Raw genomic sequence first — 23277 nt, forward strand, 5'->3', positions numbered from 1 at the left:
GATTGAAGTCGGTCGAGATCCCGTTCCCCTGCAATGCTCGATCGCGAGGACTGCCCAAGCGAACTCATTTTGGCGAAGGCAAGCGGAGCAATTTTTTATATAGTTCAGCGACCGTTAAACGCTTAGGTGGCTCTTGGGTTCGTGCGCAATCCGTCCATGACCAACCGAACGATCCTTTGGGCGCGTAAACGCCAATCGGGTCCTTCCGGTATGGAGTATACCCCGAAGAGCGCATTAAGAACGTCTGCGGCGTCAATGTCTCCTTTGACGGCGTGAGCTTCGCGCGCATGGGCTAGAAGGTCGTCAAAGGCGGTATGCAATAGCGTTGAGCCTTCCGAAAAAAGAGCGGAGTTGGATGTGAACAACAGTTTCAGACTGTTCGCCATGCCCCGTTTCGTCGCCATGTAATCGACGAACCGGTACATCCATTTTTCGACGGCCATTTCGGGCTCTTCTTCGGCCATAAACGCGCGCGCGGCTGCGGCAAGAAGCTCCAATTCACGCCGATACACGCTCTCCACCAGATGTTCACGTGTCGGAAAATGCCGATAGAGCGTGCCGATGCCAACACCCGCACGCCTGGCAATGTCTTCAAGCGATGCGGACGCTCCCTGCTCAGAAAATGCCAGTGCAGCAATCTCGACGAGTTTCTCGCGGTTTCGCCGGGCATCCGCACGCAAAGGCGGGTGTTTGACCGTTGGCGTAGGTTCCTCGGGCACTTAAGGGCGCGCTCCATAAGAAATGACTTGACGAAAGATCGTAAGCCACTAAGTTAAACGGAGGCGCCTCCGCTTATGGATGCGCCATTCGTTTCCTTAAATCAAATAGGAGGCGGATGTCATGCCAAAATCAGAAAATGGCGATGAAGGCCGGCAGCCGTATCGTTCCACAAGAGCCCAACCATCCGTCTCTTAAGTTGACGTCGCAATCCTGGAGGCACCCGTGACTCGATCGGTGAATACCAACACGAATAACCATGGTGCGTCTCATTGGTTGCCTCGAGACGACAAGATTTCCGTTTTGCCTGCACCTCAAAAGGCCCTTTCAAACGATAGAGCCTATGACATTCTAAACTTCGCCATCGAAAGCACGGCGGCAGGACGTCAGGTGGCCCTATGCACCCTGGTGGAGATACGCGGCGGCTCCTCGCGTCCAATTGGCGCGCATATGGCGGTCTGCGAAGACGGGCGTTACTGCGGCTACGTGTCCGGCGGGTGTACTGAGGCGGCTATTGCCGCTGAAGCCTTGCAGGCGATGAGGAGTGGTCACGACCGGTTCGTTATGTTGGGCGAAGGATCACCCTTCTTCGATATCGTTTTGCCCTGCGGAGGCGGGATTACGGTCTCCATTCACCTCCTCAAGACCGTCGAACCGCTCTGTTCCGTCAACAGGCTGGTGGATAATCGTCAGTGCGCATCACTTCGCTATATGCCCGGCCCCCGGCAACTTTCGCTTGGGCCAGAGGCGACAACAACCGGCTGGGACGACGATTCGTTCGTCACCTGCTACCGGCCAAAAGTGCGCATGATTTTTTCCGGGCGCTCCCTTGAGGTGGAGACAACCGCCCGAATTGCCGAGGCTGCGGGCTATGATGTCATTCTCCTGGACGGTGCGAGCAGCTCCCACATTGATCCTTCGCTGATTGATGCCGACACAGCAGTGGCTCTTCTTCAGCACGATCTAGACCAGGAAATCCCGCTGCTTGAAGCCGCGCTTGCTGCATCGCCGTTTTATATTGGAGCTCTCGGAAGTTCCCGGACACATCACAGGCGGGTCGAGGGATTGCGCCAGCGCGGCCATTCGGAGGAGGCGATCGGTCGGATCAAGGCGCCAATCGGAGTTTTCGCAAAAGCAAAAGACGCGCAATCTCTGGCGCTCTCCGTTATCGCCGACATCGCCGCCTCGCGGCAGACTCACGTTGCACGGAACGAAAGCATCCCTGCGAGACCGTAGTCGAAAGCGCTTCATAACAAAGAACTTGGGCTGAAAATCGCTGCTTTAATTGTCCCGGCGATCGGCCAACGGCAAACATGACCGGACGTTCCACAGGTGCCGCGAGTGCGTTTCCAACGCGGCCTGTCAGATGAGGGAGATATCCAATGCGATTCATCATAAACGGAGCGGCAGTGGAGGTAGAGGCGGATATCCGCACCTCGCTGCTTGATCTTATGCGCAACTATCTGGGGCTGACCGGCACGAAGAAAGGATGCGATCAAGGCGCGTGCGGCGCTTGCACCGTGCTCGTGGATGGCGAGCGTATCAATTCCTGCCTCGCGCTTGCTGTTCAATATCAGGGACGCAGCATCACGACCGTCGAAGGCCTTGCCGCAAACGGCAATCTTCACCCTCTGCAGAAAGCCTTTATAGAGCATGACGGCTTTCAATGCGGCTACTGCACGCCGGGCCAACTCTGTTCCGCCGTGGGTATGGCGGGCGAACTCGAACGCAATATCCCAAGCGTCGTCACCGCCGATCTTTCGAGCGACAGTGTGACTGTGGATGAGACCGAAATTCGCGAACGCATGAGCGGTAATCTCTGTCGTTGCGGTGCCTATAACGGCATCGTCGAAGCCATCTCCGAGACGCTGACCCATCAGGCAATAGTCCAGACCGATGAGAGGGCACGCGCATGAACATATTTTCCTACCATCAGGCGTCGGACGCCGCCTCCGCCATCACTCTCAAGCAAGCGGGTCCCACAGCCAAATATCTGGGCGGCGGGACCAATCTCGTCGACCTCATGCGCGAGACCGTTGAGAGACCGGCAACACTGGTCGATGTCACCCGCCTCTCCAGTGCCATAGAGCAACGCACAGATGGCAGCCTGCTGATCGGAGCAGGTGTGACAAACACGGCACTCGCAGCCCATGGTGCGGTGAGATCGCAGTTTCCGCTTCTGTCACGCGCCATTTTGGCGGGCGCCAGCGCGCAAATTCGAAATGTGGCAACAGTCGGCGGCAATATACTCCAGCGCACCCGCTGTCGGTATTTCTACGACAACGCTGCCCGCTGTAACAAGCGCCAGCCTAATTCCGGCTGCGATGCGGTGGGCGGTTTCAACCGTTACCACGCAATCCTCGGCGCATCTGAAAGCTGCGTCGCGACCCATGCATCAGACATGTGCGTGGCATTGGTCGCACTGGACGCAACGGTTCATCTTGAAGGCCCGTCCGGCACGCGCCTATTGCCATTGCGTGCGCTTCATCGCCTGCCAGGGGCCACGCCTGAGATCGAAACCGAACTTCATCCAGACGATCTCATTACAGCCTTAGAGATCCCGGCCCTTCCCTTTGCCCGCATGTCCGCCTACCGGAAAGTCCGGGATCGCGCGAGCTACGCTTTCGCTCTCATTTCCGTTGCTGCCGCGCTTGAGATCGACGGCGCTGGCCACGTGACGGATGTGAGGCTCGCCCTTGGTGGCGTTGCCCACAAGCCGTGGCGAGCGCTGAAGGCGGAAGCGCGCCTTCAAGGCCAGAAGGCAAATGCGGAAAGCTTTGCGGCAGCGGCCGAAGCCGAACTCGCTGACGCCATCGGCTTGCGGGACAATAGGTTCAAGATCGAACTTGCTAAACGCACGATCGTCGCGGTTCTTGAAGAATTGAAGGGAGAAAACGCATGAGCGCCGAAACCCAGACGCTGCCAAAAACAGCCAAGCCAGGTCGCTGGCAACCTGCCGTTACGACCGATCCACTTTTGCGCAAGCATGGATCACTCGGACAATCTGTATCGCGCATCGAAGGCCCAATGAAGGTGCAGGGCAAGACACGGTTCGCGGCCGAATTTCCCTATGACAATATCAGCTATGCAGCGCTGGCCTTCAGCACCATTGCACGCGGTCGCATCGTCGAACTGAACGTCAGCGCGGCACAAGACGCGCCGGGCGTCATTCTCGTCATGACCTATAAGAACGCGCCAAGGATGAAGGCGCCATCGCTGATGATGTCGTCACCCACAGCGGCAGGCGCCACCGATCTTCCGGTCATGCAGAACGACGAAATTCACTGGAACGGTCAGCCCATCGCTGTCGTCCTGGCAGAGACGCAAGAGCAGGCGGATTACGCAGCTTCCCTGGTCACGGCAAAATACGACGTGCTGCCAGCGATCACGTCTTTCGATGAAGCCAAGACGTCGCCGAGGCAACTTGAAACTCTGCTTGGCCAACCCCCTTTCGTCGAGATCGGCGACGCCGAAACCGCACTTGCCAAGGCGGACGTGAAGGTCGATCTGGTTTACAGAACGCCGCGCCACAATCACAACGCCATCGAATTGCATGCGGCGACGGTTGTCTGGAATGATGATGAACTGCGGGTTCACGATGCAAGCCAGTTGCTCGACCTGACCACGGGCCAGCTTGCGGACATTTTCGATCTCGATGTCAGCAAGGTCCATGTGACCTCGCCCTATGTCGGTGGTGGCTTTGGAGGAAAATGTCTCTGGGACCACCAGATCCTGGCCTGTGCGGCGGCCAGGCTCGCAAACCGCCCGGTGCGGATCATGCTGTCTCGCGAAGGGGTGTTCAGAATCGTCGGCGGCCGCACGGTCACCGAACAGCGTGTAGCCCTGGGCGCAAGGGCAGACGGAACGCTCGACGCCCTGATCCACACGGGAACAGCCGCGATGACGCTGCACAATTCCTGCCCCGAACAATTTACCTTTCCCGCGCGCCACCTCTACGCCGCCAGAACCTTTCGTCTCGGCCAGGACGTCGCCGATATGGACATGCTGGCAAACACCTTCATGCGAGCACCAGGGGAGTCGGTCGGAACCTTCGCACTGGAATGCGCGCTCGATGAGCTTGCCGAAAAATTAGGACTGGACCCGATCGAACTGCGCCGACGGATCGAGCCGGAAACGGATCCGACAACCGGCAAACCATTTTCTTCCCGCTATCTCATCGAAGCCTACGAGAAGGGGGCGGAAAAGTTCGGTTGGGACAAGCGTAGCCAGACGCCGCGCCAGAGGCGTGAGGGCGAATGGCTGATCGGTATGGGATGCGCGACGGCGACCTATCCCTATCACCGGTTCCCCGGCGGCGCCGCGCGTATCAAGCTGACGGCGGACGGCCACGTGACGGTTTCAACCGCCGTCCACGACATGGGGATGGGAACAGCGACGGCGCAGGTCCAGCATCTTGCCGCACGGCTGGGCTTGCCGCTCGATCATGTGACCTTCGAGTATGGCGATAGCCGACTGCCAAAGGGTGTGATTGCGGGAGGCTCGACGCAAACCGCTTCAATCGGTGGCGCAGTCATCGCCGTAACTGAAGTCTTCGTTGAGGAATTGATCAAGCTTGCCGGAAACGACTCTCCACTGGCAGGACTTTCGCTTTCCGACGTGGATACCAGAGACGGTGGTTTAGCGCATATCAACGACAGTAGCCGCTTCGAGAGCTACCAGTCGATCCTCAAGCGCGCCGGGAGAGACGAGCTTGTCTGCGAGGCGGAGGCACCCGCGCCGGCGGAAATGCAAGCTTTTTCCATGCATTCTTACGGTGCACAGTTTTGCGAGGTCCGCGTCAGTGCAGTAACGGGCGAAGCGCGCGTCTCGCGCTTCTTGGGTTCCTTCGACGCAGGGCAAATATTGAACCACAAGATGGCGACCAGCCAGTTCAAAGGTGGGATCATCATGGGTATCGGTCTGGCTCTTACCGAAGAAACGAACTTCGATGAGCGAACGGGGCGCGTCGTCAATGCCTCCCTGGCAGACTACCACGTGCCGGTGCAAATGGACGTCCCCGCAATCGACATCCTTTACACCAACAGGCCCGATCCCCAGGCCCCCATGGGGGCACGCGGCATCGGAGAGATCGGCATTACCGGAGTTGGGGCAGCCATCGCCAATGCAGTCTACAATGCAACGGGTGTGCGCGTGCGTGACTTGCCCATGACCTTGGACAAACTGATGACCGGTCCGGATTGACGAAACAGGCAGGTTTAAACATCCCGGGGTGAAGATCAGATCGAATGCGCGTCAGACACAGAGCCGTGCCTGACCGCCATGAGATTAAAAGCTGATCTTTGCCGTCAATGTCGCGTTGAGCGACTCACCAATGGAGTTTCCAAGAGCTGTCGTGCCGATTGAGGACGTGTAGTACGTTTTATCGAAAATGTTCTTCACATTAAGCTGCAGCGCGATGGGTCTCTCGAAATTCAGCGTGTATGTCGCAAAAGCATCGACGACGGCATAACCCGGGAGGAAATAGGCATTGGAGTTCATACCAGCGCGCTGCCCGACAGCGCGCACACCGGAACCTACCTTGAGGGTGTTGCCGCTTTCGTCAATCTCGCCGAAATCATAGGTTATATAGAGCGAGCCGGTGTGCTCCGGCACATTGACGAGCCTCTTGCCGGCATAGGTCGGATCGTCGCGGACTTCTGCATCAGTGTATCCATAGCTGGCAATCATATCGATATTATCCGTCAGCGAACCGGCGACATCGATCTCAAAGCCTCGTGAGCGCACGAGACCTGCGGTCTTGACCACCGTATTTATACCGACGAGTTCAGAATAGGCGACATTCTTCTTTTCCGAAGTATATAGGGCAACATTTGCAGTCAGACCGGACGCTATCTCGAATTTGGCGCCAACCTCATAGGAAACGCCTTCCTCCGGGTCGAGATTGCCATAGTAGCTTGCGATGGAGGATTGCGGTCGAAAGGTTTTGGCGGCGTTGGCATATAGAGAGACATCAGGCGTCAGCTTATAGACGATCCCGGCATTGGGGACGAGCGCATCACCATGGCTGTCCGTATTCGTTTTGAAGGGGCGTCCTTTGCCTGCCACCAGATCGTAATATTGATAACGCAGACCTCCTACCAGAATCCATTGATCGCTCAGATGCCAGTTGTCTTGCAGATATAGCGAGCCGGTGTTGATAATTTCCGTCTGGTCGCTGTCGGCCGTTCGAACCGCCGTGCAAGCGGGAAGCGTCCCATAGACCGGATTGTAGATGTTGAAGCCTGTAACCTCACCGCAGCGCATGAGATCGGTTCGAAGTGTATTGGCGTAGTCGTAGGAGGCACCGATCAGGATTTCGTGTCGAAAATCGCCGATCTCGACATCGCCGGTCAAATCCGTCCTGACGGCATGATTGTAAATAGTGGAGCCTTGCGTTGCATCAGCACGGCGCTTGAGGACGCCGGTTGCTGGAGTGTATTCAATGACGCGCGCTTGGTTGTCGGAGTACACATTGCGGCTGTAGCTATAGTCAATGCCGAGCTTCCAGTCATCCGAGAGCTGGCGGTCAATATCGACCTGAAAAAGATCGGACTTGCCGTCGGTAACATTATAGGGCTCATCGAAGCGGGTTTTACGATCCACATTGACCATGTGGCCGGTGGTCAAATCAAAGATCGTCCCGCGATCGAAGGGCGTGCTGTAGTCCTGGTGCATGTAAGACACCGTCACATCCGTGTCTTCACCGGACCAGGATAGTGATGGCGCGATCAGCCAATCCTTGTTTTCGCCGAAATTGCGCCAGTAATCGATGTGCCTGTAATCGCCGATAAGCCGGTATGACAGGTCGGTCCCTTCAAGCGGGCCTGTTACATCGAAACCTGCCGACCCACCGCCGAAGCTGGAAGCACTAGAATAAATGTCGGCGGAGAAAGTGTCCTCTGGTTTCTTCGTCACGACATTGATCATGCCGCCTGTATCCAGGATACCGTAAAGCGTGGAAGATGGTCCCTTTAGCACCTCTACCCGGTCCGTCGTCGCATTGAACGAACGGTTCAAGGCAGTCTTCATCCCGTTGATCAGAATCGAGCCGTCTCGGTTGTCGCCGAAACCACGACGAATGATTGAATCTTGCGTGCCGCCCAGCGTATTCGCCTGTGAAATACCGCTGATGTTTGCCAAGGCTTCATCCAGGCTCGTCGCATGCTGATCCTGAAGAATCTCCTGGCTGACGACATTGACGGCCTGGGGAATATCCAGCAGAGGGGTGTTCGTGCGAGTGGCTGTGGACGTCGCGACGGGTTGATACCTGTTCGTGGCGGCGTCAGCTGCCCCGTTGATCACGATCGTCGAAAGCTGGGTTGGGGCAGCATCCTGCGCGGTCACGCGCTTGGTTTTTTGCCGAGATAGTTCCTGGGCATATGCCGAGCTGCACGCTGCCGCAAAGATACACGAAACAAGCAAGATCGCCGTTGAATGTTTTAAATGTCTCGCTTGTCCCATGATGCGCCCCAGGTATCAAAACTCACGAGCACGTCCATGGATTTCATGACTGTAGTAGTCAATTTTTAATTTGACTACATCTGACCGAGACTGTCCGAAAATGGCCCGGAATTAAACGATATCTGGAGGCGATCAGCCGAACGCCAAGCGCACTACCCCCGTCAAAAACAACTTTTAAAGACAAAAATATTTGACTACTACAGTCATGATATGCACGTCGTTGCGCCAGAGAAGTTGAAAGTTGACGATGAGCGAAGATACGAAATCTGGCGGCGCCATCTTGTTGGACGCCCAGGCCCTCTCAGCGGCCTACGGCGCCAACGTCGTTCTTGACGATGTCAGCTTCCTCGTGCGCGAAGGGCAGTTGACCGTGCTGGCAGGACCAAATGGTTCAGGCAAGTCGACCCTGCTTTCGCTCCTGGCGCGTATATTGAAGCCCTCCCATGGTGCGGTGCTGCTCAATGGACGGGATATTTCCACGACCCCGAGCAAAGAGATTGCCAAAAAACTCGGTCTCCTCCCACAGGCGCCGCTCGTTCCCGAAGGCATAACCGTTTACGATCTCGTCTCGCGAGGCCGCTATCCGCATCAGGGCTTTTTAAAGCATTGGTCGCAGAGCGACGAGGCGGCGGTAAAGCAGGCTCTTTCCGCGACCTCTCTGGCAGACCTTGCCGGACGCGCTGTCGACAGCCTGTCTGGAGGACAAAGGCAGCGTGCCTTTATTGCCATGACGCTCGCCCAGGAAACGTCCGTCATCCTTCTCGACGAGCCCACGACCTTTCTCGATCTGCGCTTCCAGAACGAGGTGATGGATATGATCGGGCGGCTGACGAGCGATCTGGGGCGAACAGTCGTTGCGGTTCTGCACGATCTGAATGCCGCCTTCCAATATGCAGACCGTATCATCTTCATGAAAGCGGGCCGCATTCACACCATTGTCGACGATCTCGCCGTCTGCTCGGAAGAGTTGATTCGTGACGTCTTCGAAACGACCGTCACGCGGCTGAACCATCCGGCGACCGGAAGACCCGCTTTTCTGCCTGTTCCGGGCTTCAGGAGCAATCCGTGAGAGCAGCCCCCCTCACCGCGCCGACAGTCTCAAGATGGGCGTTGCTGGTGCCCCTGGCCGGATTGACACTGGTTTTGGCTCTCTTACACCTTTCCATCGGCGCAAGGGGAATGCCCCCTTCCGTCGTGCTCGACACCCTCTTTTCCTTCGATCCCGCCAACTTCAATCATCGAATTCTCTTTAGTTTACGGCTGCCACGTCTATGCGCAGCGCTCCTAAGTGGCGCTGCGCTGGGCATCGCCGGCCTGCTGCTACAATCGCTTCTGCGCAATCCACTCGCGGAGCCCCATATTCTCGGCCTCAATGCCGGTGCCAGCCTTGCCGTGGTCGTGGCGACGGCTCTGCCTGCGGCGATCCAGCCGACCATAGTGGAGCGTCCGCTTCTGGCCGCTTGCGGCGGTGCCGTCGTCTTTGCCGCCGTCTTCGCTCTGTCTTCCGCCGGCAGACTTGGCATGACCGTAACAAAGCTGGTTTTCTGCGGTATAGCGCTTTCTGCACTCGCTTCGGCCCTGGTCTCGGCCATCCTACTGCTTGATCAGGAGACGCTGGAGGCCGTTCGTTTCTGGCTTGTCGGTGATCTCGCGGGCGCGTCCTGGCAGCAGGTCATCACGGCCCTTCTACCGCTCGCCGTTGCTGGCGCCGTTGCACTGGTCATTGCTCCCCGTCTCGATGCTATGGCGCTGGGAGACGCGTCCGCGATCAGTCTCGGCGTGCCTCTCAAGACGACGCGGCTGGTCGGACTTGCTGCTGCGGCCCTCGCATCGGGAACCGCCGTTTCGACCGTTGGACCGATCGGCTTCGTGGGTCTCATCGTCCCCGGTTTAGCAATAAGGCTTACCGGCGGACGGCATCTTCATGCCGTGATGCTGTCAGCCTTGGGTGGCGCCGCCCTGCTGGTCATGGCTGATATCGTCGCCCGCAGCATTTTGCCAGGCCGCGAAGTCGCGACAGGTATCATGACGGCGCTTGTCGGCGCTCCTGTGTTTCTCTTGATCGTGGCGCGGAGGCTGTGATGGAGATCGTTTCAAACTACGTATTTGTCCGAATTGGCACGTTCTCCGTGCGGTTCCATTTGCAGCGTTGCCTGATGAGCCTGGGGCTCGCCATCCTCTTGCTAGCTTGTGCCATTGCGGCGCTCGCAATCGGCAGCGGGCACGCTGGCTTTGCAGATGCCCTCGTCTTCCTTACCGGAATGTCATCGCATACCTACGATGTCGTCGGCGACCTGCGCGCGCCTCGTGTCGCCATGGCGCTCGCTTGTGGCGCAATGCTTGGTCTATCGGGTGCGGCACTCCAGGCTCTGACCCGAAACGGGTTGGCGGATCCTGGCTTGCTCGGGGTGCGAGAAGGCGCGAGCCTCGCTGTGATCGTCACGATCCTCAGTTGGCCTGCCGCTCCGCTTTACCTCCGTCCGATCGTGGGCATGGCCGGCGGACTTACTGCCGCACTCTTCGCCATGTCGCTGGCGCGGTCACTTTCTCATATCCGGTTTATTCTCATCGGGATCGGCATGTCCTGGTTTCTCTCCGCCATCATCGCGCTGATACTGGTAAGCGCTGACATCGATAACGTGCAAGCCGCCATGATATGGATGGCAGGTAGCCTATCGGGTGTTCAGCCAACGCTGCTGCCGCTTGCCTGGACATGCCTCATTCTTGGAGGCGGTATGCTCCTTCTGACAGTCCGTGCTGCTGAGGCAAGTCTTTTGGGAGAGATCACGGCAATCGGCCTTGGCGTTCGAACCAACCGCTACAGGCTGATTGCGATTATAGCGTCCGTGCTAATGACGGCAGCCGCCGTTTCCTGCGCGGGCAGCCTTGGCTTTGTCGGACTGCTCGCACCGCATCTGAGCCGTTTCATCATCGGTGGCGGCCAGGCTGCACTGCTTTCCGGGAGCGCCTTGATCGGCGCCGGGCTGGTTCTTCTGGCGGACACGGTTGGTCGTACCGTGTTCGCCCCGGTTCAGATACCCGCTGGCATCGTCCTTTCCGTTCTGGGTGTTGTCCTGCTTGTCGGTCTGCTTTGGCAGCGACGGCACCATATTTGAGGAGCTTTTCGCGATGCGCGTCCTTATCCTGTGTGTCTTTCTGTTTCTGCCGCTCATGGCATCAGCGCAGCAAACAATCCGCTTCACCGACGACTTGGGGCGCAGCGTCGACGTGCCCGCACGGCCGCAGCGGATTGCCTCACTGCACGACATCGACGTCACCATTCCGCTCATCGAACTCGGCGTGATGCCCGCTGCAAGCCACGGCCGCATCGGTCCCGACGCCAAGCCTTATCTTCGCTCCGGCTCGCTTCTGACAGGCGTGGATTTCGACAATTCAACGATCGCATTCATCGGGGCAAACGATATCGATCTCGAAAAACTGGCTGACATCAAACCCGATCTGATCGTGACAACAATTGGCCGGCCGACACCGATCGAGGCCCTGGAACGCATCGCTCCGACAGTTGCGCTGGACGCAGCAAAGTTCGGTGCCCAGCATGTCTATGCCAAGCTTGCCGCGCTGACAGGGACAGAACAACGGCTGGAGGTTCTGGAGCGACGCTATCAAAGCGGGATCGCCGCCTTGAAGCAAGCCGCCGACACATCGGCAATAACCGTTTCGGTGTTCCAGCCGCTCAACGGCAAGATCAACACATATCACACCTACCGCGCGCTTGGACGCGTGCTCCGTGACGCTGGTTTCCGGTTTCCTCCGATCATCGATGCAATTGCGGAAGGCCAACGGATCGAGATTAGCGCTGAACGCCTGCCGGAACTGGATGCCGATTTCATTTTTGATCCCTACCGAAGCGACACAGGTGGAGATTCGCAAAAAGAAATCGCCGAAATGGAGAAGGTGCTGCCGGGATTTTGCGGGTTCTTGAAGGCATGCCGCGATGGTAGATATGTCATGGTCTCGCGCGAAGAGGCAATTTCCAACAGCTACGCCGCGCTTTCACTCATGACTGCGATGGTGCAGGCAACGGTCGCGCCTCGCCCAGTCCCGTAACCCATTGCGCCGCAATCAGCGGCAAAGCGATATTTGGAGCCGGTCATGGCAGACAGCACGCAGCGCATCCCCTACAGCCGTGGCCGGCGAAAGGACAAGTTTGCCGAGCGGCTCAAGAAGCGCCGTGCGACACTCTCCCCAAGCCTGCTGACCGTGGCTGAGTATATCGACGGGCACAGACATGCTGTTCTTGGCAAGTCGGCACTGGAGATCGCCCGCGCAACAGGCACGTCCGACGCCACCGTTATCCGCGCGATCCAAACGCTTGGTTTCGACGGGCTTATCGATTTGAAGGAGACACTTGCCGCTCATCTCGGCCAGACGGATTCTCCCTCGGAAAAAATGGCGGTAACGACCGCCGAGCTTCGTCGGAGTGCCGATGCCGCTATAGACTTCGCAATCGAGGAGCAGCGAAGCGCCATGGAGGCTCTTGCTTCAGAGCCGAACCGCCGCGCATTCCGCCAGACGGTCAATCTGCTCGCAAACGCGCGGCGGATCGGGGTATTCGGAATAGGAGCTTCGGGGATTATTGCTAATTACGCATCGAGATTATTCTCCCGCTCAGGCTATCCGTCTTACGCCTTAACAAGCACGGGCATTATGCTGGCAGAGCAGCTTCTGGAAATGACACCGGGTGATGTGGTCCTGGCGATGATGCATGGCCGATTGCATAATGAAAGCACGGCGATGCTGACCGAAGCCGAGAGATTGAAAGTTCCCGTTGCCTTTATCGTAAGCAAGGCAGACAGCCCGCTTTTGAAGCATGCGACTGTGAGTATCGTCATACCTCGAAGCAAGGCAGAGCAAGTCGCATTACATGCTCCTCTCCTTACTTGCGTCGAAACCCTTATGCTGGCACTTGCCGCAAGAGATCCAGATCGAACCCTGCATTCTATCGACCGGCTTGTCGAAATTCGAGAGCAGGTGCGCCCAACAAAAAGATAGCTGGTTAAAACAGCCGTGGCGGTGCCTAAGCCACCCTCTCACCCCGCATTACCATTGAAGAAGCCACCGATCCTAGATCGCCTCCTCAATAGTAGAGAGCGCAAGAGCGCGACTGACGGTATCGGCAGCTCTACGTGTTAAGCTGCTTTTTCAGCTTCATCCGAAGACGAAAGTGACTCTCGCGAAACCGGCATGGCGGCACAAACACTCAAGGGCGTTCTTGCCACGGCACGTTCAAGGGCGCTGATGCAGATTGGATCATGGGAGAGGCCTGCTCCATCCCAGAGTATCGAGAACGCTTCCTGCAGCGACATCGCCTGCCGGTAAGGCCGATCAGCCGTCAGGGCATCGAAGACATCGGCGGTGGATACGATCCGAACTTCCATTGGTATCTGGTCTGCGCTTAAGCCCCTTGGGTACCCTTTACCGTCTAGACGCTCGTGATGCGCGCCTCCGATCAGTGCAGCGTTGGCGAACGCTCCAATTGCGGAAAGGATCTGCTCTGAAAATTCCGAATGTCGCTTCATCTGGCGCCATTCTTCATCATCAAGTTTCCCAGCCTTGTCCAAGACACTGTTGCTCACACCAAGTTTGCCGATGTCATGCAGCAAAGCGGCTCTTTTCAAAACGCGGCGCGTTTCGATATCGATTTGCATTTCCTCTGCGATAAGATCGGTATAAAGCGCAACGCGCTCGCTGTGGCCCGATGTGTAAGGACTTTTGGCATCGATCACCTTCGCAAAACCAGCGGCGATATCATCGAGATAATCATCATCGGCCAAAACACCGTGCTGCCCCGGTTCGGAAGCGAGAACAATTCTCTCCAGGTCGGGCGAGGTCAGTTCCCTCCAAAATTCTCGTCGCGACGCGATCCTTTCAAAGACGTCAACGAGAGCCGGATCGAACCAATCGCCCTTGCGCTTGGCGATTTCCTCCAGAGCGGCCTGCGAGCCACCGCTGGCCTGGAAGACATCGATCACCTGCGCTAAGAGTGCTATCCTCGAGAAAAGCGGGATTTCCTTTCCGGCAAATCCACTCGGTTTGCCGCGCCCGCTCCAATGCTCATCCAAACCGATGATGCCTTCGGCAACTTTTTCCGAAAATCGCATTTGTCGAGCAATTTCGGCACCGCGTTGACACCTCGTCTGCATGAGGGCAGTCGAAATCTCGCCCCCATTTTTAAGAATATTGAGCAGGCTGCGGAAACGTTCGGCAAGACCGGCCTTCGTTCCTGTGTGGCTGATGACGAACTTCAGAACCTGCCCCAAACTTCCATCGAGGAGCTTGAAGTCATTCTTGAAGCTGATGTCATCGGCCAAATAGAGTTCGCAGATGCGCGACGCGTTGCTGCTGCAGCCCAGATCTTTCAACAGAAGTGTGTAATAGAGATCACGCAGCTCCGGGTCACTGAGGCCGATCTCTCTTCCTATGCTCGTTCCGATGTAACAGCAGCGAATACAATGTCCCTCTGGCTGCCCCTCTGTCATATCCAGCGCCTTGCTAAGGGCTTCGATAATCTCAGCCAAACGAATCTGCACCTGCGGCATAACTGATCCTCGATTGAGTTATGACGCTATCGAAAGAGTGTTTCTGAACACTTAGGAGCCCAAATTTTCGCAGTTGAAAATTTCTTTGGAGCGAATGATCCGCTTCACTGGCTGAGACGTGCTTCAAGTTCCGTATGGTTCATCTGGGCCCGCGATACGTTGAGATGGCATTTCGGGTCAGGATAGAAGAGGTGTTCGCACCACCCGCACACATTTTAAAAGAGCGCCTCATCACTTGGCCATCGCGGCCCAGGACCGAACCCCGTCGCAAGCCATGTTCCGCTGACATGCAGCGAAGCGGCAATCGTCTCCATATACGCGTGAGCCGGCTCGCTCCGGTCATTTTCCCAGGCGCTCCAAACCTCGCTGTCCACGCCGACCATCTTCGCAGCAGTGACGAGCGACAGCGCCGATGCATCGCGCGCCAATGAGATGCGGCCTCCGAGTGTGTCGTTATCGGTCAGCGCTCTGTGATTGGTTCTTCGTTCCATCCCCTACCCCCGATAATGAACCGGCCTCCTGGACTATCGTCTGAGAAGGCCGGATTGCATCAGCTCTGTTCTCCAAGCCAGGCCTTAACCTGATCTGGATGGTCCTTGATGTATTTTTCGATCGCAGTCTCGTAAGAGGACTCCTGGGCTGTGAACATCGCCGCTTCCAAGTCGTTGAGCGGCAACTTCATGCGTGACAGAAACTCCGCAGCCTTGGGGTTTTCTTCCCTGAATGTCTTCGACGCGAGGATGTCGACATGCTCCGCCTGACCCAAGGATTCTTTCGGGTCTGTGAGATAGCGGAGCTTGTACTTTCCAAACATCCAGTGCGGGCTCCAGGACGTGGCGACGAACCACTTTTCACCCCTGATCGCCCGATCAACTGTCGTTAGCATGCCTGCTTCGCTGGAGATCTGCAGCTTGTATTGGTCAAGTTCATAGTCCTTGACCGCCTGTTGCGAAAGCCGCGTCAGGCCAGCACCGGGATCGATGCCCTGGATCGTATTCGACAGCTTTTTCTGAACCTCGGGTTTCTTAAGATCCTCGATTGAGGCGATCTCGCCTTCTGGAATATAGGCTGGGACCACCCACCCTAGCTTCGCGCCTTCATAGACTGTGCCGAGGGTTTCGACCTTGTCCTTCACCTTCGCGAAATAATCAGCATGGGTTGCCGGCAACCACGCCATCATCATGGCATCGATGTCACCCCGGCTCACGCCCTGGTAAAGCGGTGCGACATCCGTCTGGACGAGTTTCACATTCTGGCCGAGTTTTTCCTTGATCAGCTTGGCGGCAAGTTTGGTGACGAACTCAGCGTCCGACCATGGGGCAAAGCCGAGCTTCACCGTTTTCGCATCTTGGGCGATAGTTGGCGTTGCCGAGCCAAAGAGCAAAGCGGCAGCAAACCCGATGGCGCCACCAAGGGCGGCCCGGCGGGTCGAGGAAAGTGTCTTGAACATATGTTCTCCTTTTGGGAGGTTTGAATTTGCGGATTCAGCATCCGCATCGTTGGGCGGCGCAGGGCCTCAGGCTGTTGCCGGAGATAGTTCCTTACGCTCGCTCCTTCTCTTGAAAAGCACCGACCAAAATGCCGACTGGGGCTTTCCAAGACTTTGGGTAAGGCGATCCAGGATCACCGCGAGGATGACGACGGCGAGACCACCTTCAAAACCGGTTCCCACATCGAGACGCTGTATGCCGGTGAGAACCGTGTTCCCAATGCCGCCTGCGCCAATCATGGATGCGATGACGACCATGGAAAGCGACAGCATGATCGTCTGGTTGATCCCTGCCATAATCGACGGCATGGCGTTCGGCAGTTGCACCTTGAAGAGCAGCTGAGAGGAGGTGCAGCCAAAAGCATTTCCGGCTTCGATGAATTCGACATGCACTTGGCGAATACCAAGATTGGTAAGGCGCACCACCGGCGGCATGGCGAAAATTACGGTTGCGATAGCGCCAGGTACGGCGCCAAGCCCGAAAAACATTGCCGCTGGAATGAGATAGACGAATGCGGGCATGGTCTGCATCAAGTCGAGGATCGGTCTGACAATAGCGGCCACGGAATCCTTTCGCGCCATTGCAATCCCGAGCGGCAGTCCGGCAAGCATCGCCATGAGCGTCGAAGCTATAACGAGTGACAGCGTTTCCATCATTGCCGTCCATAGTCCCATGTGATCAACGAGCCAAAGCGCAAGGCCGGCGAGCAAACCAAAACCTGCGCCGACCCGCCAAAACGACAGGAAGACGAAGATGAGAACACCCACAGGCATGGGAATGGCGGTTAGCGTGTCTTGGATGGTCCCTGTCACGAAGCCGATTACAGTGGCGACGAAGTCCAGGAACGGTGAAAAATTGTCCAAAACATAATTGACGACGGCATCGACGCCGTCCCCGATATCGAAGTTCATAATGTCTCTCCGGTTGTTGGCCGGTTGGGGGAAATGCAAAGATCAGCTTGCGCGGTCGAGCGTTTCAAGCAGTGTCGATTTGCTGATGGAGCCGAGATAGTGCCTGGAGTGATCGATGACCGGAACCGGCCATGGGCTTGCGGCCACCCTTCCAAGGACGTTCGACAAAGGCTCGTCGGCAGGGATCGGTTCGATCTCCGATAGGAAAGCGGCGCGATAAGGGTCCGCATGTCCAGAGCGCATGTTTTCGACAAGCGTGGTTTGGCTGACGACGCCGTGGTAGGTTTTGTCACGGCCCAGAATGATCGCGTATTCGCGGTCAAATGTCTTCATTCGCTCAAGCGCGGCGGCAGCGGTCACACCCTGCCGATCAATGATCGTCACCTGCGTCTTCCGCGCGACGTCGCCCGCCTTGAAGACGTGGCTAACGTCGACGTTCCTGAAGAAGGAGCGGACGTAGTCGTTTGCCGGGTTCATGACAATTTCATCGGGCGTGCCGACTTGGATGACGTTGCCATTCTGCATGATGCAGATCCGATCACCGATACGCATTGCCTCATCGAGATCGTGGCTGACAAAAACGATGGTTCGGCTGTGCTCGGCCTGCAGGCGGACAAGTTCATCCTGCATCTCCGTGCGGATCAGTGGATCGAGAGCGGAGAACGCCTCATCCATAAGCAGGATTGTGGGCTCACTGGCGAGCGCGCGCGCCAGGCCAACGCGTTGTTTCATTCCGCCGGAAAGCTGATCAGGCATGCTGTCTGCGTAACCGGCAAGACCGACAGCTTCGAGCGCTGAGAGCGCCTTTGCTTTACGCTCGGCTTCTCCCATACCGGCAACCTCAAGTCCGAAGGCGGCATTGTTGAGCACTGTGCGGTTGGGCAGAAGCGCAAAGGACTGGAAGACCATGCTGATATCGCGCCTGCGAAGCTCAATCAGGTCGCGACGGGACATCTTCGTTATGTCTTCGCCATCGATCTTGATTGAACCCGCCGTGGGCTCGATCAACCGGTTGAGCAGACGTAGGAGGGTGGATTTGCCCGAGCCTGAAAGGCCCATGATAACGAAAATTTCGCCGGATTTGATATCGAAGCTGGCCTTGTTGACGCCAACGGAACATCCGGTAACGGAGTGGATTTCAGATTTCGTCTTCCCGGCGCGAACCATGCCCAGCGCCTTATCGGTATCCTCACCGAATATCTTGTAGACGTTATTGAGACTGATTTTGGTCGAAACCGGCAGAGCCAGTGCGTCATTTTCAGTTTGAGAATTCATAAAATCAAATTAGCCCAGCATAGAGCGAGGGCATTCTCCTTCTTTGATAGCAATAGGGCCTGACAACCTCGCGGTTTAAGGACCAGGCGGCCCTCGATAGGGTAACAGCTTATTTGCGACATCGCAGCTAGCCGCAGCCTTGAGAAGAAGCCTTCAAAAACTGCGATGGCGCCTTTGCATAATCACTCTTTAATCGAAATGAATATGCATGCTTGCGAGCTTCAAGCTCACCGATGGGTGTGTCCTACGGCGATTTTTTTCCAATGTCCATAAAAAAACCTCAAATTTTTTTCGTCCATCGGGCTAAAACTGGCGTTTGAAGGCCGCATCCGACAGAAGGATCAAGCCTGCCAAAGCTAAAAAAGCCTTGTGGTAAACTAGACGTGACCACCACATTTCGCCAGGAAACGCATCGACCTTGCTCGACCGATTTGCGACATCGCGGTATGTGGGCGCGCGCTTAGAACCTGGCAGCTGCTATGAGAGCGGTGGGGGTATTCCGCCTGGCTCAAAGCTGGCACCACCATATTTGCCGATCCTTCATTGTGCGCCCAAACGCCAAGAAGCATCTTCGAGGATTCATTGGGCGAAAGCCAACAACCCGCCATTCGATGGCTGCCGCAAAATATCCATGCGGACATCGAAAATGCGCGCAAGCTCCTCCACCGTCATGATCTCCTCAGGTGTACCTTGCGCCATCAGGCTGCCGGAATGCAACGCGACCACCCTATCGCAATAGCGTGCGGCCATATTGATGTCGTGCAGAACCGTTATGATAGTGATGCCTTTTTTTCGGCAAAGGTCCCGCGTCAGCGACAAGACCTCGAGTTGCTGACCGATATCGAGCGCCGAGATGGGTTCGTCGAGTAACAGGCAAGTGGCGTCCTGCGCCACGAGCATGGCGAGCCACACACGCTGGCGCTCTCCGCCAGACAGGCTGTCAACCATGCGTTCCGCAAATGGGCCGATGCCCGTAAGAGCGATTGCCTCACCGACTTTGGCTTGGTCCGACGTCCCGAAGCGTCCGAGCGCTCCATGCCAGGGATAGCGGCCAAGCGCGACCAGTTCCTTCACAAGCATACCAGGCGCAACTGGCGTCCGCTGAGGAAGGTAAGCGAGCCGGCGAGCGAATTCCCGAGCACCCCAGCTTTCGAGCGGCTTTCCTTCGAATTGGATTTTACCTGCACTTGCGGGCTGCTGCCGGCCGATCAGCTTCAGGAGGGTGGATTTGCCGGAGCCATTGTGACCTATCAGAGCAACGGAGAGACCCGCGGGAATATCGAGCGTTAGCGGTTGGAGTAGGACCCGACCGTCGATAGCGAAAGTGACATCCTTCAGCGAAACAACAGGCGGAACGGCTTCGACGGTACGAGGCTCGGCGTTCGTCAGCATTATCAGTCACCCGTCTTGCATGTTTCTCGATTAAGCGAGGTCATGTTTCGTTCATTTGGCAACATGGTAACACGCCTGCCCATTTCGACGTGAACGCGCGCGGCGCGCTCGAGTCCAGGATTGCAGCTAGTTAGAGAACTTGATAATTATATGCAAGTTTTACCTTGGGGTGCATAATCATGAATTTCCAGCCGCGGATGGAAAACAGGATCGAAGGTTTCTCTGTCATGGGTGGGCTGCGCCGCCGCTATTGGAACGGGATAACTGCCGATCTCTGGGACGTCGAGTGCGCCTCCTACGCTGGCGGTCACTATACTGCTCGCGACCCCCGCCTCTTTATCCTCTTAGACCAGCGAGGACGTGGACGGTCGAACGTAAAGCTGTCCCCTAAATCTTCCGGCACGCCGCAGGATGGTCACAGCCCGATTTCCTATATTCCCGCCGACATGGATTTGTGGGTTGATTTCGCCGATGTGCAATATGTCAGGCACCTTGATATCCATTTCGATGCGGATGTTCTGGTCCAGCGGCTTTCAGAAGAGATTGATCCGAAGAAACTACAGAATCCGCAGCTGCTGTTCTTCGACCAACGTGTAATGACGCTCGCGGAACTGATCGCGACCGAACTTACCAGCAGCGCACCGCTGAACGATCTTTACGGAGACAGCCTTGCATTGGCGCTCCTGATTGATGTTCTGAAATTGGAGAAGACATCGCCGCGGCGGCGCAGCACCCTTGCGGGATGGCAACTGCGCCGAGCTACCGATTTCATTAGTGAAAACTGCACCCGCAACATCCGCCTGCAGGAGCTTGCCGAACTCACCCGAATGTCGCAATCCCATTTCAGCCACTCGTTCAAGGCATCGACTGGTCTGGCGCCGCATGAGTGGCAGATGAGGACCAGGTTGGAGAAGGCGAAGGAACTGCTGTCGCTGGATACCCAACCGCTGACCGAAATTGCGGCTGAAACCGGATTCTCCGACCAGGCGCATTTCACCAAAGTATTTCGCAAGCATCTCGGGACGACGCCCGCACGTTGGCGTAAAGCTCGCCAGTCGTGACCAATTTCGGGCAAGCGGCAAATCTGACCCCGTTGCTAGCAGGCGGGTGGTGCATTTTTGCAAATATCCACTGGCTGTTTTGAGAGATCGCCCAAAAACATCCAATTGCTGCAGATCAAGCCAATCCACCGGAGTAAAGATGAGTTAATTGCTCACCTATTGCAGGGCCGCATCGAGCATCGAGGCGGAGAGGTTGTGTAGTGGGGCACATAATGGACAAGACTGGAAGAGGATTTGGGGTGAGGCTTGAGCTGTGCGGAGTGGCGGTCATCGCCATTTGCGGCACCTGGCCGGCGCATGCACAGGAGGCTGCGACCACGCTTGCTCCGATCGTTATCCGCGGAGAACGAAATGGGCAAGGCTCCGTCAACGGTTACGTCGCGAAGAAATCCTCCACCGGCTCGAAGAGCGATACACCAATTCAGGAAATTCCCCAGGCGGTTTCCGTTATCGGCCGTGAGGAATTGGATGATCGCGGCGTGGTCAACAAGGTGGATGAGGCTTTGCGCTACACGCCGGGCGTCACGACCCAGCCCTTCGGCAACGATCCGGACACGGATTGGTATTACATTCGCGGCTTCGACGCGAGCCAGACTGGTGTCTATCTCGATGGGCTCAGCCTTTTTTCCTATGGTTTCGGCAATTTCCAGATCGATCCATTCGCTCTTGAGCGTGTGGAGGTACTAAAGGGGCCAGCCTCGGTTCTCTATGGCGGCGCGAATGCGGGCGGTATCGTCAACATGACGAGCAAGCGGCCAACGGATGCCCCCTATTACTACACGGAAGCTGGCGTCAACAGTAACGGCAATCGGTATGGCGCCTTCGACCTTTCCGACAAGGTCAATGAAGATGGCACGATGCGGTATCGTCTGACCGGCAAGATCGGCGGCGGTGACGGCTATACGGATTACACGCACGACTTCCGCGGCTTCATCATGCCGCAGCTGACCATCTCGCCTGACGAGGACACGAAACTCACTCTTTGGGCTTCCTATTCCGGTTTGGACCAACTGCACACCGGCAATGGCTTCTTACCCTATGAAGGCACTGTCATCGACCGCCCCGGCGTCGGCAAGATTTCACGCCGCTTCTTCCCCGGCGAACCTGATATCGATACCGGCCGCTACAGCCAGACAATGGCCGGTTATGAACTGGAGCACACCTTCGATAACGGCTGGGAGTTGACCTCCAATCTCCGTTATGGGCACCTGAACAAGTACGAGCACTTCGTCTACCCGTACCTGTGGGCGTCAGCAACCGCCCTCAATCGGCTCAACTTCGAGGGTGATACCGCCGCCGACACGGTTGGATGGGATAACCGGATCGAAAATTCCTTCGATCTGGGCGGTATCGAACACAAGGTCATGCTGGGCGCCGATTACCGCCTCTATCGCATCGACAATGTCCAGAACTCTGTATTCGGCTCCGGCACGATCGACGTCAACAACCCTGTCTATGGCCAGCCACAAGCAGCTCCTTCGCCGCTCTACAACGAAACGGTGACGATGAACCAGCTCGGCCTCTATGCCCAGGATCAGATCCGCTTCGGTGGCGGCTGGCTGGTGACGCTGAACGGCCGTTACGACGTCGTTCACACGGATTTCGACAACAAGCTGACGCCGGCGGGCAGCTTCAAAGATACCGATGGTGCTTGGAGCGGTCGTGCCGGTCTCGCCTACGAGTTCGATAACGGTGTCACGCCCTACATAAGTGCCGCAACTTTCTTCAATCCGCTTGTCGGACGCGGTCTGCAAGGCCCGCTGAAGCCGGAAGAAGGGGAGCAGTACGAAGCAGGGATCAAGTATGTGCCTGAGTTCATGGATGCCACAATCACGGCCTCTGTGTTCCAGATCAACAAGCGCAATGCCACCGTATCGATCGCGACTGCACCCTTTACAGATCAGTTGGGCGGGGCGCAGTCGAGAGGCTTTGAAATCGAAAGCAAGGTCAATGTCGACGAAAATTGGAAGCTGCTTGCGTCCTATGCCTATACCGACACCGAAGTGACCAAAAACGATCCCAATCCCGCTCTCGTCGGCAAGTCGCTTTATGTCGTCCCCGAACATTCAGCGTCCCTCTGGGCGGACTACACCGTGACATCTGGGCTGCTGGAGGGTGTCAGCATAGGCGCTGGACTGCGTTACAAGGGCAAGTCCTGGGCGGACGAAGCGAATACGAAGAGCGTACCTGAATCAACAGTTGTCGATGCGGCGATCCGATACAAGAAGGATGACTGGACGGCGTCGCTCAACGTCACCAACCTCTTCGACAAGACCTATGTGGAAGCCTGCCGCGGTGAGGGTGCCTGCGGATACGGTGATGCGCGCACGCTGATGTTCAAAATCAGCAAAGCCTGGTAAGTTGACAAATTAACGCATGTTTCGCAGACGGCTCTCGGCTTCGTAAGTCC

The 23277-nt window shown here is 56.8% G+C and carries 19 protein-coding genes; 11 read left to right on the forward strand and 8 right to left on the reverse strand.

The features are described from left to right. Window positions 1-122: 122 nt before the first annotated feature. A complete protein-coding gene (locus tag QE408_RS00730; protein WP_306927662.1) occupies window positions 123-719 on the reverse strand; it encodes a TetR/AcrR family transcriptional regulator in 597 nt (198 codons plus the stop codon). A gap of 301 nt (window positions 720-1020) precedes the next feature. On the opposite strand from QE408_RS00730, the gene QE408_RS00735 reads away from it, so the two are divergent. The 4 genes from QE408_RS00735 (at window position 1021) to QE408_RS00750 (ending at window position 5919) form a co-directional block, all read left to right on the forward strand. Further along, window positions 1021-1953 (forward strand): XdhC family protein, encoded by a 933-nt coding sequence (locus QE408_RS00735; RefSeq protein ID WP_373465474.1) that lies wholly within the window; start codon window positions 1021-1023, stop codon window positions 1951-1953. Between the two features lie 146 nt (window positions 1954-2099). Beyond that, window positions 2100-2633, forward strand: coding sequence for a 2Fe-2S iron-sulfur cluster-binding protein (locus QE408_RS00740; protein ID WP_306927666.1), 534 nt, complete (start codon window positions 2100-2102; stop codon window positions 2631-2633). After that, window positions 2630-3619 (forward strand): FAD binding domain-containing protein, encoded by a 990-nt coding sequence (locus QE408_RS00745; protein WP_306927668.1) that lies wholly within the window; start codon window positions 2630-2632, stop codon window positions 3617-3619. Before QE408_RS00740 ends, QE408_RS00745 begins: the two co-directional genes overlap by 4 nt. Next, window positions 3616-5919, forward strand: a complete 2304-nt coding sequence (locus QE408_RS00750; protein ID WP_306927670.1) for a xanthine dehydrogenase family protein molybdopterin-binding subunit — start codon at window positions 3616-3618, stop codon at window positions 5917-5919. Before QE408_RS00745 ends, QE408_RS00750 begins: the two co-directional genes overlap by 4 nt. Window positions 5920-6003: 84 nt before the next feature. On the opposite strand, the gene QE408_RS00755 is transcribed toward QE408_RS00750, so the two are convergent. After that, the gene (locus tag QE408_RS00755; protein ID WP_373465475.1) at window positions 6004-8178 is read right to left on the reverse strand and encodes a TonB-dependent siderophore receptor; all 2175 of its coding nucleotides are present in this window, start codon (window positions 8176-8178) and stop codon (window positions 6004-6006) included. A gap of 247 nt (window positions 8179-8425) precedes the next feature. Between QE408_RS00755 and QE408_RS00760 the strand changes: the two genes are divergently transcribed. The 5 genes from QE408_RS00760 to QE408_RS00780 are packed head-to-tail and all read left to right on the forward strand — an operon-like array spanning window position 8426 to window position 13191. Continuing rightward, a complete protein-coding gene (locus QE408_RS00760; protein WP_306927673.1) occupies window positions 8426-9247 on the forward strand; it encodes an ABC transporter ATP-binding protein in 822 nt (273 codons plus the stop codon). Next, entirely contained in the window at window positions 9244-10260 is a 1017-nt protein-coding gene (locus QE408_RS00765) for a FecCD family ABC transporter permease (RefSeq protein WP_306927675.1), read from the forward strand. The genes QE408_RS00760 and QE408_RS00765 overlap by 4 nt, the downstream gene beginning before the upstream one ends. Next, window positions 10260-11294 carry a FecCD family ABC transporter permease gene (locus tag QE408_RS00770; RefSeq protein ID WP_306927677.1) on the forward strand — a complete coding sequence of 345 codons (1035 nt, stop codon included), beginning with the start codon at window positions 10260-10262 and terminating at the stop codon, window positions 11292-11294. The genes QE408_RS00765 and QE408_RS00770 overlap by 1 nt, the downstream gene beginning before the upstream one ends. Before the next feature lie 13 nt (window positions 11295-11307). Next, entirely contained in the window at window positions 11308-12246 is a 939-nt protein-coding gene (locus QE408_RS00775; RefSeq protein WP_306927679.1) for an ABC transporter substrate-binding protein, read from the forward strand. A 45-nt stretch (window positions 12247-12291) separates the two neighbouring features. After that, window positions 12292-13191 carry a MurR/RpiR family transcriptional regulator gene (locus QE408_RS00780; RefSeq protein WP_306927681.1) on the forward strand — a complete coding sequence of 300 codons (900 nt, stop codon included), beginning with the start codon at window positions 12292-12294 and terminating at the stop codon, window positions 13189-13191. A 137-nt stretch (window positions 13192-13328) separates the two neighbouring features. On the opposite strand, the gene QE408_RS00785 is transcribed toward QE408_RS00780, so the two are convergent. The 6 genes from QE408_RS00785 to QE408_RS00810 all read right to left on the reverse strand — a co-directional run bounded on the left by QE408_RS00785 (window position 13329) and on the right by QE408_RS00810 (window position 19806). After that, complete coding sequence (locus QE408_RS00785) at window positions 13329-14738, reverse strand: HD-GYP domain-containing protein (RefSeq protein ID WP_306927683.1); 1410 nt, start codon at window positions 14736-14738, stop codon at window positions 13329-13331. Window positions 14739-14953: 215 nt separating this feature from the next. Next, complete coding sequence (locus QE408_RS00790) at window positions 14954-15229, reverse strand: transcriptional regulator (RefSeq protein ID WP_306927685.1); 276 nt, start codon at window positions 15227-15229, stop codon at window positions 14954-14956. A gap of 59 nt (window positions 15230-15288) precedes the next feature. Continuing rightward, window positions 15289-16188: a glycine betaine ABC transporter substrate-binding protein gene (locus tag QE408_RS00795; protein ID WP_306927686.1), complete on the reverse strand. Its 900-nt coding sequence runs from the start codon at window positions 16186-16188 to the stop codon at window positions 15289-15291. 66 nt (window positions 16189-16254) lie between these two features. Continuing rightward, window positions 16255-17139, reverse strand: coding sequence for an ABC transporter permease (locus tag QE408_RS00800; protein WP_306927687.1), 885 nt, complete (start codon window positions 17137-17139; stop codon window positions 16255-16257). A gap of 42 nt (window positions 17140-17181) precedes the next feature. Continuing rightward, on the reverse strand, window positions 17182-18414 hold the full coding sequence (proV, locus tag QE408_RS00805; RefSeq protein WP_306927688.1) for a glycine betaine/L-proline ABC transporter ATP-binding protein ProV: 1233 nt from the start codon (window positions 18412-18414) through the stop codon (window positions 17182-17184). A 579-nt stretch (window positions 18415-18993) separates the two neighbouring features. Further along, window positions 18994-19806, reverse strand: coding sequence for an ATP-binding cassette domain-containing protein (locus QE408_RS00810; protein WP_306927689.1), 813 nt, complete (start codon window positions 19804-19806; stop codon window positions 18994-18996). Window positions 19807-19985: 179 nt separating this feature from the next. On the opposite strand from QE408_RS00810, the gene QE408_RS00815 reads away from it, so the two are divergent. Both QE408_RS00815 and QE408_RS00820 read left to right on the forward strand, forming a co-directional pair. Then, window positions 19986-20867 carry an AraC family transcriptional regulator gene (locus QE408_RS00815; RefSeq protein WP_306927690.1) on the forward strand — a complete coding sequence of 294 codons (882 nt, stop codon included), beginning with the start codon at window positions 19986-19988 and terminating at the stop codon, window positions 20865-20867. A 212-nt stretch (window positions 20868-21079) separates the two neighbouring features. After that, on the forward strand, window positions 21080-23227 hold the full coding sequence (locus QE408_RS00820; protein ID WP_306927691.1) for a TonB-dependent siderophore receptor: 2148 nt from the start codon (window positions 21080-21082) through the stop codon (window positions 23225-23227). Window positions 23228-23277: the final 50 nt, after the last annotated feature.

Source organism: Agrobacterium larrymoorei (assembly GCF_030819275.1).
GTDB classification, from domain to species: domain Bacteria; phylum Pseudomonadota; class Alphaproteobacteria; order Rhizobiales; family Rhizobiaceae; genus Agrobacterium; species Agrobacterium larrymoorei_B.

Bases quoted from the DNA above. Each gene is read 5' to 3' on its own strand.
- QE408_RS00760 (WP_306927673.1), top strand. From the start codon at position 8,426: ATGAGCGAAGATACGAAATCTGGCGGCGCCATCTTGTTGGACGCCCAG.
- QE408_RS00780 (WP_306927681.1), top strand. From the start codon at position 12,292: ATGGCAGACAGCACGCAGCGCATCCCCTACAGCCGTGGCCGGCGAAAG.
- QE408_RS00790 (WP_306927685.1), bottom strand. From the start codon at position 15,229: ATGGAACGAAGAACCAATCACAGAGCGCTGACCGATAACGACACACTC.
- QE408_RS00755 (WP_373465475.1), bottom strand. From the start codon at position 8,178: ATGGGACAAGCGAGACATTTAAAACATTCAACGGCGATCTTGCTTGTT.
- QE408_RS00795 (WP_306927686.1), bottom strand. From the start codon at position 16,188: ATGTTCAAGACACTTTCCTCGACCCGCCGGGCCGCCCTTGGTGGCGCC.
- QE408_RS00770 (WP_306927677.1), top strand. From the start codon at position 10,260: ATGGAGATCGTTTCAAACTACGTATTTGTCCGAATTGGCACGTTCTCC.
- QE408_RS00820 (WP_306927691.1), top strand. From the start codon at position 21,080: ATGGACAAGACTGGAAGAGGATTTGGGGTGAGGCTTGAGCTGTGCGGA.
- proV (WP_306927688.1), bottom strand. From the start codon at position 18,414: ATGAATTCTCAAACTGAAAATGACGCACTGGCTCTGCCGGTTTCGACC.
- QE408_RS00785 (WP_306927683.1), bottom strand. From the start codon at position 14,738: ATGCCGCAGGTGCAGATTCGTTTGGCTGAGATTATCGAAGCCCTTAGC.
- QE408_RS00810 (WP_306927689.1), bottom strand. From the start codon at position 19,806: ATGCTGACGAACGCCGAGCCTCGTACCGTCGAAGCCGTTCCGCCTGTT.
- QE408_RS00815 (WP_306927690.1), top strand. From the start codon at position 19,986: ATGAATTTCCAGCCGCGGATGGAAAACAGGATCGAAGGTTTCTCTGTC.
- QE408_RS00745 (WP_306927668.1), top strand. From the start codon at position 2,630: ATGAACATATTTTCCTACCATCAGGCGTCGGACGCCGCCTCCGCCATC.
- QE408_RS00800 (WP_306927687.1), bottom strand. From the start codon at position 17,139: ATGAACTTCGATATCGGGGACGGCGTCGATGCCGTCGTCAATTATGTT.
- QE408_RS00750 (WP_306927670.1), top strand. From the start codon at position 3,616: ATGAGCGCCGAAACCCAGACGCTGCCAAAAACAGCCAAGCCAGGTCGC.
- QE408_RS00775 (WP_306927679.1), top strand. From the start codon at position 11,308: ATGCGCGTCCTTATCCTGTGTGTCTTTCTGTTTCTGCCGCTCATGGCA.
- QE408_RS00740 (WP_306927666.1), top strand. From the start codon at position 2,100: ATGCGATTCATCATAAACGGAGCGGCAGTGGAGGTAGAGGCGGATATC.